The 16,814-nt window shown below is 73.7% G+C and carries 15 protein-coding genes; 10 read left to right on the forward strand and 5 right to left on the reverse strand.

Translation table 11 applies throughout. The annotated features are described in order from the left end of the window. Positions 1-15: 15 nt before the first annotated feature. The 3 genes from ACFV1W_RS12500 to ACFV1W_RS12510 all read left to right on the forward strand — a co-directional run bounded on the left by ACFV1W_RS12500 (position 16) and on the right by ACFV1W_RS12510 (position 1,941). The gene (locus ACFV1W_RS12500; protein ID WP_380415679.1) at positions 16-696 is read left to right on the forward strand and encodes a response regulator; all 681 of its coding nucleotides are present in this window, start codon (positions 16-18) and stop codon (positions 694-696) included. Between the two features lie 82 nt (positions 697-778). After that, entirely contained in the window at positions 779-934 is a 156-nt protein-coding gene (locus ACFV1W_RS12505) for a hypothetical protein (protein ID WP_380415681.1), read from the forward strand. A gap of 20 nt (positions 935-954) precedes the next feature. Further along, positions 955-1,941, forward strand: a complete 987-nt coding sequence (locus tag ACFV1W_RS12510; protein WP_380415683.1) for an Acg family FMN-binding oxidoreductase — start codon at positions 955-957, stop codon at positions 1,939-1,941. A gap of 23 nt (positions 1,942-1,964) precedes the next feature. On the opposite strand, the gene ACFV1W_RS12515 is transcribed toward ACFV1W_RS12510, so the two are convergent. Beyond that, entirely contained in the window at positions 1,965-3,680 is a 1,716-nt protein-coding gene (locus ACFV1W_RS12515; RefSeq protein WP_380415684.1) for a GAF domain-containing protein, read from the reverse strand. Positions 3,681-3,873: 193 nt separating this feature from the next. Between ACFV1W_RS12515 and ACFV1W_RS12520 the strand changes: the two genes are divergently transcribed. Together ACFV1W_RS12520 and ACFV1W_RS12525 are read left to right on the forward strand one after the other, a co-directional pair. Continuing rightward, positions 3,874-4,917 (forward strand): zinc-dependent alcohol dehydrogenase family protein, encoded by a 1,044-nt coding sequence (locus ACFV1W_RS12520; protein ID WP_380415685.1) that lies wholly within the window; start codon positions 3,874-3,876, stop codon positions 4,915-4,917. Positions 4,918-4,942: 25 nt separating this feature from the next. Continuing rightward, a complete protein-coding gene (locus tag ACFV1W_RS12525) occupies positions 4,943-5,596 on the forward strand; it encodes a helix-turn-helix domain-containing protein (RefSeq protein ID WP_380415686.1) in 654 nt (217 codons plus the stop codon). Between the two features lie 34 nt (positions 5,597-5,630). Here ACFV1W_RS12525 and ACFV1W_RS12530 read toward each other — a convergent pair whose 3' ends face one another. After that, entirely contained in the window at positions 5,631-6,671 is a 1,041-nt protein-coding gene (locus tag ACFV1W_RS12530; RefSeq protein WP_380415687.1) for a zinc-dependent alcohol dehydrogenase family protein, read from the reverse strand. Between the two features lie 606 nt (positions 6,672-7,277). Here ACFV1W_RS12530 and ACFV1W_RS12535 point away from each other — a divergent pair. After that, positions 7,278-8,537, forward strand: a complete 1,260-nt coding sequence (locus tag ACFV1W_RS12535) for a hypothetical protein (protein WP_380415689.1) — start codon at positions 7,278-7,280, stop codon at positions 8,535-8,537. Between the two features lie 108 nt (positions 8,538-8,645). Here the strand turns inward: ACFV1W_RS12535 and ACFV1W_RS12540 are convergent, their stop codons facing one another. Next, complete coding sequence (locus ACFV1W_RS12540) at positions 8,646-9,554, reverse strand: LysR family transcriptional regulator (RefSeq protein ID WP_380415690.1); 909 nt, start codon at positions 9,552-9,554, stop codon at positions 8,646-8,648. 455 nt (positions 9,555-10,009) lie between these two features. Here ACFV1W_RS12540 and ACFV1W_RS12545 point away from each other — a divergent pair, with 455 nt between their 5' ends. From ACFV1W_RS12545 to aspA, 4 genes are all read left to right on the forward strand, one after another. Then, complete coding sequence (locus ACFV1W_RS12545; protein ID WP_380415740.1) at positions 10,010-10,687, forward strand: FadR/GntR family transcriptional regulator; 678 nt, start codon at positions 10,010-10,012, stop codon at positions 10,685-10,687. After that, the gene (locus tag ACFV1W_RS12550) at positions 10,684-12,123 is read left to right on the forward strand and encodes an amino acid permease (protein ID WP_380415691.1); all 1,440 of its coding nucleotides are present in this window, start codon (positions 10,684-10,686) and stop codon (positions 12,121-12,123) included. Before ACFV1W_RS12545 ends, ACFV1W_RS12550 begins: the two co-directional genes overlap by 4 nt. A 100-nt stretch (positions 12,124-12,223) precedes the next feature. Continuing rightward, positions 12,224-13,240, forward strand: coding sequence for an asparaginase (locus ACFV1W_RS12555; protein WP_380415692.1), 1,017 nt, complete (start codon positions 12,224-12,226; stop codon positions 13,238-13,240). A gap of 50 nt (positions 13,241-13,290) precedes the next feature. After that, the gene (gene aspA, locus ACFV1W_RS12560) at positions 13,291-14,700 is read left to right on the forward strand and encodes an aspartate ammonia-lyase (protein WP_380415693.1); all 1,410 of its coding nucleotides are present in this window, start codon (positions 13,291-13,293) and stop codon (positions 14,698-14,700) included. 85 nt (positions 14,701-14,785) lie between these two features. Here aspA and ACFV1W_RS12565 read toward each other — a convergent pair whose 3' ends face one another. Continuing rightward, positions 14,786-16,432, reverse strand: a complete 1,647-nt coding sequence (locus ACFV1W_RS12565; RefSeq protein ID WP_380415742.1) for a putative PEP-binding protein — start codon at positions 16,430-16,432, stop codon at positions 14,786-14,788. A gap of 8 nt (positions 16,433-16,440) precedes the next feature. Continuing rightward, entirely contained in the window at positions 16,441-16,713 is a 273-nt protein-coding gene (locus ACFV1W_RS12570) for an HPr family phosphocarrier protein (RefSeq protein ID WP_380415695.1), read from the reverse strand. Positions 16,714-16,814 lie beyond the last annotated feature (101 nt).

The following is a 16,814-nucleotide window of genomic DNA, read 5'->3' on the forward strand; positions in this document are numbered from 1 at the left end:
CCCAGGGAGCAGGCCATGGACACCCCCCAACCCGTACGGGTGTTCCTCTTGGACGACCACGAGGTGGTGCGCCGCGGCGTCCGAGACCTCCTGGAGGCCGAGGAGGACATCGAGGTCATCGGCGAGGCCGCCACCTGCGCCCAGGCCCTCGCCCGGGTGCCCGCGCTGCGCCCGGACGTCGCCGTGCTGGACGTACGGCTCCCCGACGGGGACGGCGTGAGCGTCTGCCGGGACCTGCGCGACCGGATGCCCGACCTGGTCTGCCTGATGCTGACCTCCTTCGACGACGACGACGCCCTGCTCGACGCGATCATGGCGGGCGCGGCCGGCTACGTCCTGAAGCAGGTCAAGGGCGTCGAACTGGTCAGCGCCGTCCGCACGGTGGCCTCCGGCCAGTCCATGCTCGACCCCGCCACCACCCGCAAGCTGATGGAGAGCCTGCGCCACCACGAGGAGAGCGAGACGGACGCCGCACTCGCCGGGCTCACCCCGCGCGAGCGGGAGATCCTCGTGCTGGTGGGGGAGGGCAGGACCAACCGGCAGATCGGCCAGGAGCTCTACCTCGCCGAGAAGACCGTGAAGAACCACGTCTCCCGGCTGCTCGCCAAACTGGGCGTCGAACGCCGCCTCCAGGCGGCCGTCCTCGCCGCCCACGCCGAGGAGCCTGCCGAACCGCGTCACCCGCGCCGGGTTTGAGCCGACCGGGCCCGGAGAGGGAGCCGAACGGCCCAAGCCCCCCGCCGGAACCCGGCCGCACGGTGGAAGTGACCCACCCGTCATGACCGAGCAGACGGCGATGGGGTACTGGAACGACCACGGTACGAACGGGCGGGGCCTCGGCCCGGTGACCACGTGCCCGCCGCTCTTCCAGGACACCTCCCGGCTCCTCCAGGACACCTCGCGCCGCTGCGCCGAGCCGTCCGTCTCCGGCTGACACCGATCCGGGAGGCCGCCATGCCCGCCCTCGCCCTCGACGCCGCCGGCCTGGAGAAGCTCGTCTCCGCCTCCGTCGCCGCACCCTCGATCCACAACAGCCAGCCCTGGCGCTTCCACCTCCAGCCGGCCACCTCCACCCTGGAGGTCCGGGCCGACCGCGGCCGCGCCGTCACGGCCGCCGACCCCCAGGGCCGGGCGCTGCACATCTCCGTCGGCGCGGCCGTGCTCAACCTGCGGGTCGCCGCCCGCCACCTCGGATGGGCGCCCGAGGTGCGGCTGCTGCCCGACCCGGCCGACCCCGACCTGTTCGCGGCCGTCCGACTGGACGCCGCGGCCGCCGCGCCCGTCCCGGGCACCGACCGGCTGTACGAGGCGATCTGGCGCCGGCACTCCATCCGGACACCGTTCACCGGCGAGCCCGTTCCCCCGGCCGTCCTCGACGAACTGGTCGCGGCCGCCCGCACCGAGCGCACCGCCCTCCAGCTGCCCGACCACGCGGAGACCGTCCGGCTGCTCCACCTCACCGCCGAGGCCGAGCGCCGCAACACCACCGACGACGCCCAGCGCACCGAGAGCCGCAGCTGGATCCGCACCGCCGGGGACGCCCCGCCGTACGGCATCCCGGTCAGCGCGCTGGGCCCCCAGGACCAGGCCGGCCACCTGCCCATGCGGGACTTCGCCGCCCTCCACGCCGCCGAGCACCAGGCTCCCGCCCCGTTCGAGCACGAGCCGCGCATCGCGGTCCTGACCACCGAGCACGACACCCCCGAGGAGTGGCTGCGCGCCGGCCTCGCCCTGGAGCACGTCCTGCTCGCCGCCACCGTCCACGGTGTCCGCGCCTCCCTGCTGCACCAGGCCATGGAATGGCCCTACCTGCGCTGGGAGGCCCGCGACCCGCACCGGGGCCCCGGCTACGTCCAGATGCTGATCCGCCTCGGCTACGGCCCCGAGGGCGCCCCGACGCCACGCCTCAGGGCCGGGGAGGTGCTGGACCGCGAGGAGTAGCGACCGGTCGGTCCCGGGCGGCCTCAGGACTCCGGCAGGGGAACCCGCCAGACCAGTTCGGTGCCACCCGCCGGGCGGGTGCGGGCGGTGAAGGTGCCGCCCAGGGCGGCGGCCCGGTCGGCGAGGTTGGTGAGCCCGCTGCGGCGGCCGCCCTCGGGGAGGCCGACGCCGTCGTCGACGACCGTGACGCTCAGGTCCTCCTCGGCGGCGACCGAGGCGTCGACGGCGTGGGCCCGGGCGTGACGGGCGGCGTTGGAGAGGGCCTCCTCCAGGACCGCGACGGCCGCGTCCGCGATCTCGGCGGGCACGGTGGCGTCCAGCAGGCCGGTCATCCGCAGAGCGGGGGTGAAGCCGAGGGAGCGGGCGGCCCGGTCGACGACGTCGACGAGGCGGGTGCGCAGGCCGCTCGCCGCCGGGCCGGACTCCCGCAGCCGCAGGCCGAAGATGGTGGCGCGGATGGTCTTCGCCGTCTCGTCCAGGTCGTCGATCGCCCGCAGGACGCGGTCGGTCGCCTCGGGGTGCTCGATGAAGCGGGTGGCGCCCTGGAGGGTCATCCCTGTGGCGAACAGCCGCTGGATGGCCAGGTCGTGCAGGTCGCGGGCGATCCGGTCGCGCTCCTTGAGCAGCGCCACCTGCTCGGAGTCCCGGCGGCGCTCCGCGAGCTCCATCGCCACCGCCGCCTGACCGGCGAAGCCCAGCAGCGGCCCGGACTCCCCCTCCTCGAACAGCGGCGCGCCGGCCGCCCTGGCCAACAGCAGCACGCCGCGGACCCCGCGCTCGGCCGTGCCGACGGGCACCGCCACCGCCGGGCCCAGGCCCTGCCAGCGCGGCGTTCCGGCGGTGATCCGCGGGTCCTTCTGGACGTCCGGACTCACCACCAGGCCACCGGTGCGGAAGGCCGCACCCATGAACGAGCCCTCGACCGAGAGCACCAGACCGCGGTGCTGCTCCGCACCGAGCCCGACGGCGATCCGCACTTCCAGCTCCCCGGTGTCCGGCAGCGGCACGGCGACGACCGCGAGGTCCGCGCCGGCGATCTCGGTGGCCCGGGAGAGCAGCAGGTCCAGCACCTCCTCCTCGGCGCTGCCCGAGAGCAGGGCGCTGGTGACCTCCGCACTCGCCTCCAGCCAGCGCTGACGCCGTCTGGCCCGGTCGTAGAGCCGGGCGTTGTCGATCGCGACCCCGGCGGCGACGGCGAGCGTGGCGAGCACCGACTCGTCCTCCTCGTCGAAGTCGCCGCCGCCGCGCTTCTCGGTCAGGTACAGGTTGCCGAACACCTTGTCCCTGATCCGGATCGGCACCCCCAGGAAGCTGTTCATCGGAGGGTGGTTCGACGGGAAGCCGTACGAGGACGGATGGTCCGAGATCCGGGTCAGGCGCAGCGGCTCGGGATGGCGGATCAGCTCGCCCAGGATGCCGTGACCGGAGGGCAGGTCGCCGATCAGCTTGACCCGGTCGTCCTCGATGCCGACCGGGATGAACTGGGACAGCCGTTGGCCCTCGCCGATCACTCCCAGGGCGCCGTACTCGGCGTCCACCAGGGTGACCGCCGCCTCCACGATGTGCTGGAGGGCCTGGGACAGCTCCAGGTCGCGCCCGACCGACAGCACCGCCTCCAGCAGGCTGTGCACACGGTCGCGCGTGCCCCGGGCCGTGTCCAGCCGTGCCTGGAGCTCCTCCAGGAGCTCGTCCAGGCGCAGCTTCGGCACAGGGGCCGAACTCTCCGGTGCGCTGGCCAAGGAATCCTCCACGCTCGCCCCCTGCCACTGACCAGCGTAGACGTGCGAGCCGTGCTCCGCCGGACACCGAAGGGGCCCATCGGCCCACCGGCCGGAGCCTACCGGGCCCCTGCCGACGGCGCACCGGCGGCGGACGCTGGAAGTGTGAGAGGAACCGGCCCGGCTCCGCCGCCCCGAGAGGAGTGTTCAGGGCATGAAGGCGCTCACCTACCACGGACCCGGCCGCCGTACCTGGGGCGACGTCCCCGACCCGGTCGTCCGCGACCCGGAGGACGCCGTCGTCCGCGTCGACGCGGTGACCATCTGCGGTACCGACCTGCACATCCTCAAGGGTGACGTCGCCGAGGTGGAGCAGGGCCGCGTCCTCGGGCACGAGGCCGTCGGCACCGTCACCCGGACGGGCCCGGGCGTCCGTACGGTCGCGGCCGGCGACCGCGTCCTGGTCTCCTGCATCTCCGCGTGCGGCCGCTGCGCCTACTGCCGCGGCGCGAGCTACGGCCAGTGCACCGGCGGTGGCGGCTGGATCCTCGGCCACCTGATCGACGGCTGCCAGGCCGAGCACGTCCGCACCCCCTTCGCGGACACCTCCCTCCACAAGCTGCCCGAGGGCGTCAGCGACGAGGACGCCCTGCTGCTCGCCGACATCCTGCCCACCTCGTACGAGGTCGGGGTGCGCAACGGCCGGGTCGGCCCCGGCGACACGGTCGCGATCGTCGGCGCCGGGCCGATCGGGCTCGCCGCGATCCTCACCGCACGCCTGTACAGCCCGTCCCGGATCGTCGCCGTCGACCTCGCGCGGAGCCGCCTCGACGCCGCCGGGCGCTTCGGCGCCGATGCCACGCTGACGGTGGACGAGGCCACCCCGGAGGCCGTGCGCGAACTGAGCCGGGACGGGCTCGGCGTGGACGTCGCGATCGAGGCGGTCGGCGTGCCCGAGTCCTTCGAGCTGTGCACCCGTCTGGTCCGCCCCGGCGGCCGGGTCGCCAACGTGGGCGTGCACGGCAAGCCGGCGGTGCTCCACCTGGAGGACCTCTGGATCCGCGACGTCACCGTCACCACCGGGCTGGTCGACACCGACAGCACCCCGCTGCTGCTCGACCTGCTGGCCGCGGGCCGGCTGGAGGTCGGCGGACTGGTCACCCACCGCTTCGGGCTCGACGAGATGCAGGACGCGTACGACGTCTTCGCCGGCGCGGCCGACACCGGAGCCCTCAAGGTCGCGCTCTTCCGGACGTGACCTCCCGCGCGCAGGAGCCGCAACCATGACCGAACACACCGAACCCGACGCCATCGCCCGCCGGATCGCCCAGCGCTGCGACCAACTCGGCCTGAGCGAAGGGATGCTGGCGTACCGGACCCACATGTCGCCGGCCTACCTTCGGCAACTCCTGCGCAACGGGCCGGAGTTCGACGAGGAGGCGTTCCTCCGGATCGCCACCGCCCTCGGCACGACCTGGCCGGAGCTGCTGACCGGCCGGCGCCCCGACGCCCCGCCGGGACAGGCCGGTGCCGGCCCGCGCCCGCTCCTGCTCCACCTGACCGGACCCCAGTGCTGGGAACTGCTCGGCACCCGCGGTGTCGGCCGGATCGGCCTGCCCGGGCGCGCGGCACCGGTCGTGCTCCCGGTGAACTACGCGGTCGACGCCCGGACGATCGTCTACCGGACCTCCCCCCGGGGCGCCGCCGCCCCCGCCGAGGGCTCTCCCGCCTCCTTCCAGGTCGACCACATCGACGACCACCGCAGCCAGGGCTGGAGCGTCCTCATCCTCGGCGAGGCCCACCGCATCGACGACCCGGAGGAGGAGCGGCGGCTCTCCGCCCTGCCCGGCGCCACGCCGTGGGCGGGCGGCGCCCGCCCGCTGTGGGTCCGCGTCAGCCCGAGTGAGATCGCCGGCCGCCGGATCGGCACGGGGTGACGCCGCCGCCTGCCGACCCGCAGGGGCCGGCCGGCTAGCGCGGCAGCAGCACCGCGACGCCGGTCACCCGGTCCGCGGCGAGGTCGGCGAGCGCGGTGTCGGCCTGCCGTAGCGGGTAGCGGTTGACCCGCACCTCCGGGCGGGTCCGGGCGGCTTCCGCCAGGAAGGCGCGGCCGTCGTCCCGGGTGTTGGCGGTGACGCTGCGCAGCGTGCGTTCCTGGAAGAGGTGGCGCTGGTAGTCGAGCGGGGGTACGTCGCTGAGGTGGATGCCGGCGACGGCGAGGGTGGCGCCGCGGTCCAGCGCGCTCAGGGCGACCGGCACCAGTTCGCCGGCCGGGGCGAAGAGGATGGCGGCGTCCAGCGGTTCCGGTGCGGGGTCGTACGAGTCGCCGGCGAAGGCCGCGCCCAGCTCCAGGGCCAGCCGGCGGGCCGCCGCACCCCGGGTGAACACGGCGACCCGGGCGCCCCGGGCCAGGGCGATCTGGGCGGTGAGGTGGGCGGAGGCGCCGAAGCCGTAGATGCCCAGGAGGCCGCCGGGCGGCAGGTCGGCCCGCTCCAGCGCGCGGTAGCCGATGATCCCGGCGCACAGCAGCGGGGCGAGTTCCTCGGCGGGTGGGCCCTCGGGCAGCCGGTAGGCGAAGCGGGCGTCGGCGGTCGCGTGGTCGGCGTAGCCGCCGTGCCGGTCCCACCCGGTGTAGTGCGACTGCGGGCAGAGGTTCTCCCGCCCGTTCCGGCAGTACGCGCAGGCGCCGCAGGTCCGGGCCAGCCAGGCGATCCCGGCGCGGTCGCCGGTCGTGAAGTCCCCGACCGCGGAGCCCACCGCCCGTACGCGTCCGACTACCTCGTGCCCGGGCGTGCACCTGGGCACCCTGGGGGAGAGGTCCCCCTCCGCCAGGTGCAGGTCGGTGCGGCAGACCCCGCACGCCTCCACCTCCACCAGGATCTCCCCGGGCTCCGGCTCGGGGACCTGCCGCCGCTCCCACTCCAAGGGCCCCGGGCCCGCGCCGCCCACCGGGCCGGGGTGCGCCACCACCCACGCGCCGGTCCCACCCGGCGCCAGTCCCGTCGTGTCCATCACCGACTCCCGCCGTCCACCGGACGCAAGGCTGCTCCTCCCAGCCTGCGCCCGGGAGGGGCACGGTGCGAGACCGGGCGCGGGGCCGACGGGGCCGGGGGGCGTCGGGCCCGCACCCCCGAGGGGCCTGGGCGAGTCGGCCGACGGCGGCACGCATGAGCCTCGTCGGGGCCTTGCCGGTCGGCCGCGCGTCCTACCCGGCCGCCGACCCCAGGCGTGCGGTCCTCCACGCCGTCGTGGAGCGGGAAGCCGGGCGAGTCCTGTCCTTCGGGGCCGATCCCGGCGCGACGGCCCCGGGTCCGCGTGCGGCGGCCGCCGGCGGCGGTGCCGGACCCGCACCACCTGTCCTGCTGTCTGACAGGCTCACGGGCCGATCCTGGGCCGTCGATGACGTGGTGTCAAGTCGTCGTTCGCCCGTTGTTCACTGGTTGAGGGTGGCGGGGTTCCCTGATCGTCTCCGTCATCTGCCGCTTCGGTTCCGCTCGTGTACGGACTCCCGAGGAGGGACAAGTCCACAACTGATCGGATTTGATCGGACAGCTTCGGCGAGGCAGGCTCAGTGCGCACAGTGGCGGATCCGCCACGGTCCGGCACGGAGGGAGCCGCATGTCCGGGACCGAGCACACCGAACCGACCGCACATGTCGTCGTCGGGTACACACCCCAAGACGGTTTCGTCGCCGTCCAGCTCAGCCCGCCCCCGGCGGAATACGTGTGGCACGACCGGCGGGCCGAGCACCAGCAGGAACGGTTCGGCCCGGGAAACCGCTACCAGCAGTGGCTGGCCGTCGACCTCGCCACCGGCGCCGTGTGGTTCGGGGACACCGACTGGCGGGCGCCGTCGGAGGATCCCTCCGCGGAACTCCCGGGACATCGGCGGGCCGAGGCCGGGGACGGGGCCCTGCCCTCGCCCGCCGTCCTCGTCCACCCGTTCAACCACCGTGCCGGCGACGGCCAGGGCCGGTGCACCTGGCGGTTCTTCACGGCCGCGGAGCTCCATGAGCTGTCCGAACGGGTACTGCCCACGGTCCAGCGGGTGATCGACTCCCTGCACCGGGTGGGTCCGGCCGGCGACCTGGAGTGGTCCGCCGAGGCCGCCACGGCCTGGTCCGATCTCGAACGGGCCTGCGAGCACAGCTCCGACGCGACGGGCGCGGTGGTCTGGGCCGACCCTCGTACGAGCCGGGTCCCCGGCACGCGGGTCGAGGTGGCGGAGTTCCTCGCCCGGAATCCGGAGCTGTGCGATCCGTCCTGGTCGACGGCCACCGACGCGGAGCTCGACGCCTACGCCGCCTACGAACCGGTGTCCGGTTACGGCGGAGTTCCGGGGCGGATGTGCGCTCCGGCGCACGTTCACATCGAGGAGGGCTACACGTTCTACGGCCACCGCGCGGCGCTGTACGCCTACCGTGCGGCCGCCTGCGGCGACCGCACGCCGGTCGAGGCCCGGATCTGGCTCCGGACCACCGACGCCGGGCGCACCGCCTGGGAGGCCGCCAAGGTCGTGGGCGCGAGTCTTGCCGACGCCCCGGACTGCGTGCTCGGCCACCTCGCCGAGACGTTCCGCGGTGCCGCGGACGACGACGGTGTGGTCCTCACCGGATTGCCGGCCTATCTGTGGCAACAGCGGGCCGAGGAGAGGACGGCGGTCGACGAGACGCTCGCCGCCACCGGGGAGGAGCTGAAGCGGCTGGAGGAGATGGTCACGGAACTCCGGCGCGTGCGCAACACCGTCCTCACCCGGGTCCTCAGCTGGACCGACGGGCGGGACGACGAGGAGATAGCCGGCCTGGCCACGATGTCCCCGATGGCCGTGGCCGAGTGGCGTGAACGGCTCACGGGGGACCGGGGCGACCGGCCGGAGTAGGGCCCCCGCGGGAGGGCCCGCCCGCGGAGGCCCCGGCGGGAGGGGTGTCCGCGGCGGCCCCTCCCGGCGGGCGGGGTGTCCGGCGACGTCCGGTTCGTCGCGTACGCCTCAGGAGAGCGCGGCCAGTGCCTGCGCGGCGAGCATCTGCTCCAGGGCCAGCAGGGCGTGCGGGGCGTGCCGGGTGTCGATGCGGACGGCGTAGATGAAACGCGTCAACTCCGGCTCCGCCAACGGGCGCGCCACGACCCGGGTGGTGCCGCGGGGGAGCGCCAGCTGCGGCATGACGGCGACGCACAGGCCCGCGGCCACGAAGCCCAGCACGGTGTTGAAGTCGTCCCCCTCGTACTCCAGTCGCGCCCGGAACCCCGGCGTCTTGGCGATCTGGGCGAGCAGTTCCAGGCGCAGCGCCGCTTCCGGAGCCGCGATCCAGGTCTCGGACGCCAGGCTGGCCAGGTCGATGACGTCCCGGTCGGCGAGGTGGTGGCCGGTCGGGACCACCGCGACGACCGGATCCCGCGCGATCAGCGTCCGGCGCAGCGTCCGGGGCGGCGGCTGGGGTATGAAGTCGTAGTCGTAGCTGAGGGTCAGGTCCATGTCTCCGCGCTTGAGGCGGCTGTAGCCCGCTTCGGGCTCAAGCTGGGAGAGGCTGACCTGAACGTCCGGGTACGTCGTGTGCAGCTGTGCCAGCGCCTTCGGGACGATGCTGGTGGCTGCGGAGGCGAAGGCGGCGAGCCGGATCCGTCCGGCCGTGCCGGCGCGCATGGCGTCGAGTTCGACGGACGCCGCCGCCAGGGCGCTCCTGACCCCCTGCTCGGCGTCGAGCAGGACCTCGCCGGCCGGGGTGGGCCGCACGGGCCGGCGCTCCAGCACTCTGAGACCCGTGCGGCGTTCGAGTTCGGCGATCTGCTGCGAGACGGCGGGTGGGCTGTAACCCAGCTCGCGTGCGGCGGAGTTGAAGGATCCGTGGCGGACCACGGCTTCGAGGGTGGCGAGCAGACGGGGGTCCAGTCTCTGCATGGAGTTAACGCTCACTTAACTGTCGCGAAGACGTCTTTTCTTGTACTTGAAGGTGAACGGCAGCAGGATTCTTGCTTGCGGCCCGGATGTGCAAGCCAACGCCTCCGCGCAGTGGCCGATCGCCTCGCCCCGCGGTTGCCTCCGTGTGCCGCAGCGCCGTGCACCCCCTCCTGCGTCGCCCGCCCGCCCGAACGCGTGGCCGGGCGGGCGACGCAGGAGACGGCCGTTGACATCGGACCCAGCCCTGGAAGGAAGTGCTGTGCGCAGGCCCCTCTCTGCCGCGAGCGCCCGCCTGGGCCGTGCTTCCCGGCGGGCCGTGCGAACTCTAGGACAGTCCAAGGGGGTTGAGCCGTCGAGCCGAGGGCCTTGACATCATCGCACGGATCCCCCAGGATCAGCCCGTGAACCTGTCAGACAGCCAGACAGCCAGGCCGATGCCCCGGCGCGTGAGCGCGATGGAAGCGGTGTTCGGCCATCTCCGCGGTGCCATCGAGCGAGGCGAGTACGTGGTGGGGGACAAGCTCCCCTCCGAAGCGGAGCTCTGCCGCACCCTGGAGGTCAGCCGGCCCGTGCTGCGGGAGGCGCTCAGGGCGCTCCAGACCATGGGACTGACCGTCTCCAAGACCGGGAAGGGCACCTTCGTCGTGGCGAACACGGTCGAGGACCCCACCTTCGGCGACTACGCCGCCAGCGACCTCCTGGAGGTGCGCCGGCACGTCGAGATCCCGGTCGCGGGGTACGCGGCTCTGCGCCGCACCCCGGAGGACCTGGACCACCTGGCCCACCTGCTCGACCGGATGGAGCGGGAGACCGACACCACGGCGTGGGTCGCACTCGACACCGTCTTCCACCTGGCAGTGGCCGAAGCCTCCCGCAACCCGGTCTTCCGCAAGGTCATCGAGGAGATCCGCGACGCACTGGCGCGTCAGTCGGCCTTCCTCAACGAACTGGGCGATCGACGCGAGCAGTCCAACTGCGAGCACCGGGCGATCGTCGAAGCCCTGGCCGACGGCTCCGAGCCGGACGCGGTGGAAGCCATGTCCCACCACCTGAGCCGGGTCGAGGCGACCCTCACCGACATCGTGCGCCCCCAGCGCGCGAACACACCGACAGAAGGCAGACCCGAGGCGTGAGCGAGCATTTCCTCAAAGACGAGAAGCGCCCCTCCACCCGTCACGTCGACGCCGGGGACACCGGCTACAGCAAGTCCTTGAAACCCCGGCACGTCAACATGATCGCCATCGGCGGTGCCATCGGCACCGGCCTGTTCCTCGGCGCGGGGGGCCGTCTCGCCCAGGCGGGGCCCTCCCTGTTCGTGGCCTACGCCGTCTGCGGCGTCTTCGCGTTCCTCGTCGTGAGAGCGCTCGGTGAACTCGTCCTGTACCGGCCGTCATCCGGAGCCTTCGTCTCGTACGCCCGGGAGTTCCTGGGCGAGAAGGGGGCGTACACCGCGGGCTGGATGTACTTCCTCAACTGGGCGACCACCGGTATCGCCGACATCACCGCGGTCGCCACGTACACCCACTACTGGCACCTGTTCTCGGACGTCCCGCAGTGGGTGATCGCGCTCGTGGCCCTGGCGCTCGTCCTCACCGTGAACCTCATCTCGGTGCGGATCTTCGGTGAACTGGAGTTCTGGTTCGCCATCGTCAAGGTGAGCGCGCTGGTCGTCTTCATGGGCATCGCCATCGTTCTCCTGGTCACCCGGCACCCGGTGGACGGCACCGTGCCCGGTCCCTCCCTGATCGTCGACAACGGCGGCGTCTTCCCCAACGGTCTGCTGCCGATGCTGCTGATCATCCAGGGCGTCGTCTTCGCCTACGCCTCCGTCGAACTGGTCGGCGTCACCGCGGGCGAGACGGAGAACCCCGAGAAGATCATGCCGAAGGCGATCAACTCGATCATGTGGCGGGTGGGCCTGTTCTACGTCGGCTCGGTGCTCCTGCTGTCGATGCTGATGCCGTGGAACAGGTACACCGGCGGCCAGAGCCCGTTCGTGACCGTGCTCTCCCACATCGGCGTGCCGGCGGCCGGCAGCGTGATGAACCTGGTGGTCCTCACCGCGGCGATGTCCTCGCTCAACTCCGGTCTCTACTCCACCGGCCGCATCCTTCGCTCCATGGCCGTCAACGGCTCGGCCCCGCGCTTCACCGCCCGGATGAGCCGCACCCAGGTGCCCTACGGCGGCATCCTGCTCACCAGCGGCATGTGCGTTCTCGGCGTGGGCCTCAACTTCGTGGTGCCCGCCGACGCGTTCGAGATCGTGCTCAACCTCGCGGCGATCGGCATCCTCGCCACCTGGGGCATGATCATGATCTGCCACCTCTTCTTCTGGCGGAAGACCCGGGCCGGCGAACTGACCCGCCCCGGCTACCGGCTGCCCGGCTCGCCCTGGACGGAACTCGTGACGCTGGCCTTCCTGGTCACCGTCCTGGTCCTGATGTACGCCGACGGCGGTGCCGGCCGTACCACCGTCCTGTGCGTACCGCTGATCGCCGCCGCGCTGGTCGCCGGCTGGTACGCGATCCGGGGCCGCGCCGGGCGCGCGGCCGCCGGGTCCGACGACTGACACCGGGCGGCGGCCCCCGACGCGGAGACGATCCCGCCGCTGTCGGGGGCCGCCGCCCGGCCGACGAACCGGCAGTGACCCACCACCGATCGAGGCAGTGATGCACAGAAGTTCCCCCGCGGACGCACCCGCGATCCGCGAGCCCCGGCACGTCCCCGTGGCCCACGTCACCCGTGGCGGCGTGATCGAGGGAGTCCACCACGGCTCCGTCGTCGTCCTCGACGGCGACGGAGCGGTCCGCTTCCGGCTCGGCGACACCGAGGTCGCCTGTTACCCACGGTCCGCCCTCAAGCCGCTCCAGGCCGTCGCCATGGTGCGCGCCGGGCTGCCGCTCGACGGCGAACTCCTCTCCCTCGCGATGGGCAGCCACTCCGGCGAGGAGCGCCATCTCGCGGGCACCCGCCGGATCCTCGAACTGGCCGGTCTCGGCGAGGACCACCTGCGCAACGTCCCGGACCTCCCGTACGACCCGGCGGTGCGGGACACCTGGGTACAGGGTGGGCGTCCGCCCTCCCGCCTCGCCCAGAACTGCTCCGGCAAGCACGCCGCGATGCTCTACCTCTGCCGGCTCAACGGCTGGCCCCTGGCGACGTACCTCGACCCCGCGCACCCGCTCCAGACCGCGGTGGCCGAGGTCGTCGAGGAGCTCACCGGCCAGCGCGCCGCCCACGTCAGCGTGGACGGCTGCGGCACCCCGCTGTTCGCCGTCTCCCTGCACGGCATGGCCCGTGCCGCGGCCCGCATCGCGACGGCGCCGCCGGGCACTCCCGAGTTCAGGGTCGCGGACGCGCTGCGCGGTCACCCGGAGATGGCGTCGGGGACCGGACGCGACACGGCCGCGCTGATGCGCGCGGTACCGGGACTGCTGGCCAAGGACGGTTTCGAGGGCGTCCAGATCGCCGCGCTGCCGGACGGCCGCGCCATCGCGGTGAAGATCGCGGACGGGGCGAACCGGGCACGGATCCCGGTGGCGGCGGCCGCCCTGGCGCTGGCGGGCGTCGATCCCCGCCTGCTGGTGGACTGCGCCGGCGAGGCGACAGCGGGCGGCGGCCGGCGCGTCGGCAGCGTACGGCCGGTACCGGCACTGGCCCCGCACGCTCTCACCCGTTCCGCGTGACCGACCCCCGACCCGTGACCACCCCACCTCAGGAAGAGGACCCGCACACGATGACGACCGCCACCCGGAGCGAACACGACCTGCTGGGCGACCGCGACGTCCCCGCCGGCGCCTACTGGGGCGTCCACACCCTGCGTGCCACCGAGAACTTCCCCATCACCGGCACGCCCATCTCCGCCTACCCGCACCTGATCGACGCCCTCGCCGCCGTCAAGGAGGCCGCCGCCCTCGCCAACGAGGAGCTCGGCCTGCTGGAGCCCCGGAAGGCCGCCGCGATCGTCGCCGCGTGCCGGGAGATACGCGGCGGAAAGCTGCACGACCAGTTCGTCGTCGACGTCATCCAGGGCGGCGCCGGCACCTCGACCAACATGAACGCCAACGAGGTCGTCGCCAACCGGGGGCTGGAGCTGCTGGGACACGCCAAGGGCGAGTACCCGCACCTGCACCCCAACGAGGACGTCAACCTCGGCCAGTCCACCAACGACGTCTACCCGACCGCCGTCCGGATCGCCACCGCCTACGCGGTGCGTGGCCTGCTCGACGCGATGGCCGTCCTCCAGGACGCCTTCGCCCGCAAGTCCGTCGAGTTCCGGGACATCCTGAAGATGGGCCGCACGCAGCTGCAGGACGCCGTGCCGATGACCCTCGGTCAGGAGTTCTCGGCTTTCGCGGTCATGCTGGACGAGGACCGCAGCCGGCTCTCGGAGGCCGTCGAGCTGATCCACGAGATCAACCTCGGCGCGACCGCGATCGGCACCGGCCTCAACGCTCCGGCCGGATACGCCGAGGCCGCCCGCCGCCACCTCGCGGACATCTGCGGGCTGCCCCTGGTCACCGCCGCCAACCTGGTCGAGGCCACCCAGGACTGCGGCGCGTTCGTCCAGATGTCCGGCGTGCTCAAGCGCATCGCCGTCAAGCTGTCGAAGACCTGCAACGACCTTCGACTGCTCTCCTCGGGGCCGCGGGCCGGCCTGGGCGAGATCAACCTGCCGCCGGTGCAGGCCGGTTCGAGCATCATGCCCGGCAAGGTCAACCCGGTGATCCCCGAGGTCGTCAACCAGGTCGCCTTCGAGGTGATCGGCAACGACGTCGCGATCACCATGGCCGCCGAGGCGGGCCAGCTCCAGCTCAACGCCTTCGAGCCGATCATCCTGCACTCGCTGTCGGAGTCGATCACCCACCTGCGCGCCGCCTGCCTCACCCTCGCCGAGCGCTGCGTCGTCGGCATCACCGCCAACACCGAGGTGCTGCGCGCGACCGTCGAGAACTCCATCGGCCTCGTCACCGCCCTCAACCCGCACATCGGGTACACGGCCGCCACCGACATCGCCAAGGAGGCCCTCGCCAGCGGCCGAGGCGTGGCCGAACTCGTGCTGGAGAAGGGGCTGCTGCCGGCGGAGCGCCTCGCCGCCCTGCTGCGGCCCGAAGTGATCGCGGGCCGCGGCGCTCCCGCGGTCTGACGGACCGCGAAGGAGACCGACAACGCGCCGCCGCACCGGGGTCCGGTGCGGCGGCGCGTTGCTCGTGCCGGTGGACGACGACGCCTCAGCGTTGCGACACGCGCGACACGACCTCGGCGCGCGCGGTGGCGGCGTCGTCGGCGAGCAGGGCCAGCCCGGCGAGTTCCCGGCACTCTGCGAGGGTGTGGGTGGCCAGCGCGGCCCGCAGCCCGGGGAGGGAGGCGGGTGCGGCGGACAGGCTGGTGATCCCGAGACCGACCAGCACCAGGGCGAGTGCCGGGTCGGCGGCGGCCTCGCCGCAGACGCCGATCGGACGACCGTGCCCGGCCGCCGATCGCGCCGCGGCGGCGACCAGTTCGAGCAGCGCGGGCTGCCACGGGTCGAGGAACTCGGCGAGGCCGCCGAGCGTACGGTCGGCCGCGAAGGCGTACTGGGCCAGGTCGTTGGTGCCGACGCTGAAGAAGTCGCAGGAGGCGGCCAGCCGGTCGGCGCGCAGGGCGGCCGCCGGGACCTCGATCATGGCACCGGCCATCGGCAGGCCGTGCGCGCGGACCCGGGCGGCGAACTCGGCGGCCTCACGCGGGACGGACACCATCGGAGCCATGACCCATACCTGCGCGGTGCTGTCCCGGGCGGCCTCGGCGATCGCGGCGAGCTGGGTCTCCAGGAGCTGCGGATCGCGTGCGGCCGTCCGCAGACCGCGCACGCCCAGCGCGGGGTTCTGCTCGTCGGCGGAGTGGACGAAGGGCAGCGGCTTGTCGGCGCCCGCGTCCAGCGTGCGCACGACCACCCGGCGGCCGGCGAACGCCGCGAAGACCTTCCGGTAGGCGGCGGCCTGTTCGGCGAGGCCCGGAGCCTCGGCACGGTCCAGGAAGAGGAACTCGGTACGGAACAGGCCCACCCCCTCGGCGTCGGCGCCGGCCGCGCCGGCCAGTTCGTGCGGCGCGCCCAGATTGACCAGCAGAGCGACCGGGTGGCCGTCCGCGGTGCGGCCGGGCCCCTGGAACCCGGCCAGCAGCTCGCGGCGCCGGTGCTCGTGCGCGGCGGCCCGCTCGACCGCTTCCGGACTCGGGTCGGGCTCGATCACGCCGTCCGCGCCGTGCACCAGGACCTGCCGTCCGTCCTCCAGCTCCGTGGCGCCGGTGCAGCCGACCACGGCGGGCACGCCGAGGGCCTTGGCGAGGATGGCCGTGTGGCTGGTCGGTCCGCCGCGAACGGTGACGAGGGCCAGCACCCGGGCGGGGTCGAGCAGTGCGGTGTCGGCGGGCGCCAGGTCGTCGGCGACCAGGACGTACGGGTGCCCCGGGTCGGGCAGGCCCGGCACGGGCAGACCGAGCAGGTGGGCCACCGCGCGGTCGCGCAGGTCGTCCAGGTCGGGGGCGCGTTCCGCGAAGTAGCCGCCGGCGGCGACCAGCGCGGCGCGGAAGCCGTCGAAGGCGGTGGCGAGCGCGTGGGCGCCGTCGGTGCCCTGCTCGGCGAGCCCGGCGGCCCGGTCGGCGAGCGCGGGGTCGGCGGCCATCATCGTCAGGGCCGAGAGCACCTGGGAGCCGGTGCCGCTCGCACGGGCGGCGCGCTCCTCCAGGTCTGTGACGACCGCACCGAGGGCGGCGCGGACCGCCGCCGCCTCGGCCGCCGGATCGGCGACGGTCCTCGGCGCGGGCAGCGACGGGACGGGTGCCATCCGGGCGACCGGGCCTGCCGCACTGCCGGTGCCGACGCCGATCCCGCGCATCAGGTCGCTCACGCCGCGGCGTCGAGGTCGGCGGAGAGCAGGTCGGCGAGCGCCTTGAGCGCCTCCTCGGCCCCGTCGCCGGAGGCGGTGAGCTCCAGGGTCTCGCCGCACCGGGCGGCCAGGGCGAGGACGGACAGCAGACTGCGGGCGTCGACGGGGGCCTGGCCGGGGCGGCCGAGGGTGACCTTGGCCTGCTGGCGGGCGGCGGCCTGGACGAACAGGGATGCCGGGCGGGCGTGCAGACCGCTGCTGGAGCCGACGGTGATCCGGATCGAGTGCATGGGAGTCCTTGGGCGAGACGGAGTGGACGTGGTGGAGGGAGGAGACGATCGCCGGCCCGGGTGGGAACCGGGTCGGCGGGACGACGGACCCGGTGGCCCGC

This window comes from Kitasatospora sp. NPDC059648, from assembly GCF_042734825.1.
Taxonomy (GTDB): Bacteria; Actinomycetota; Actinomycetes; order Streptomycetales; family Streptomycetaceae; genus Kitasatospora.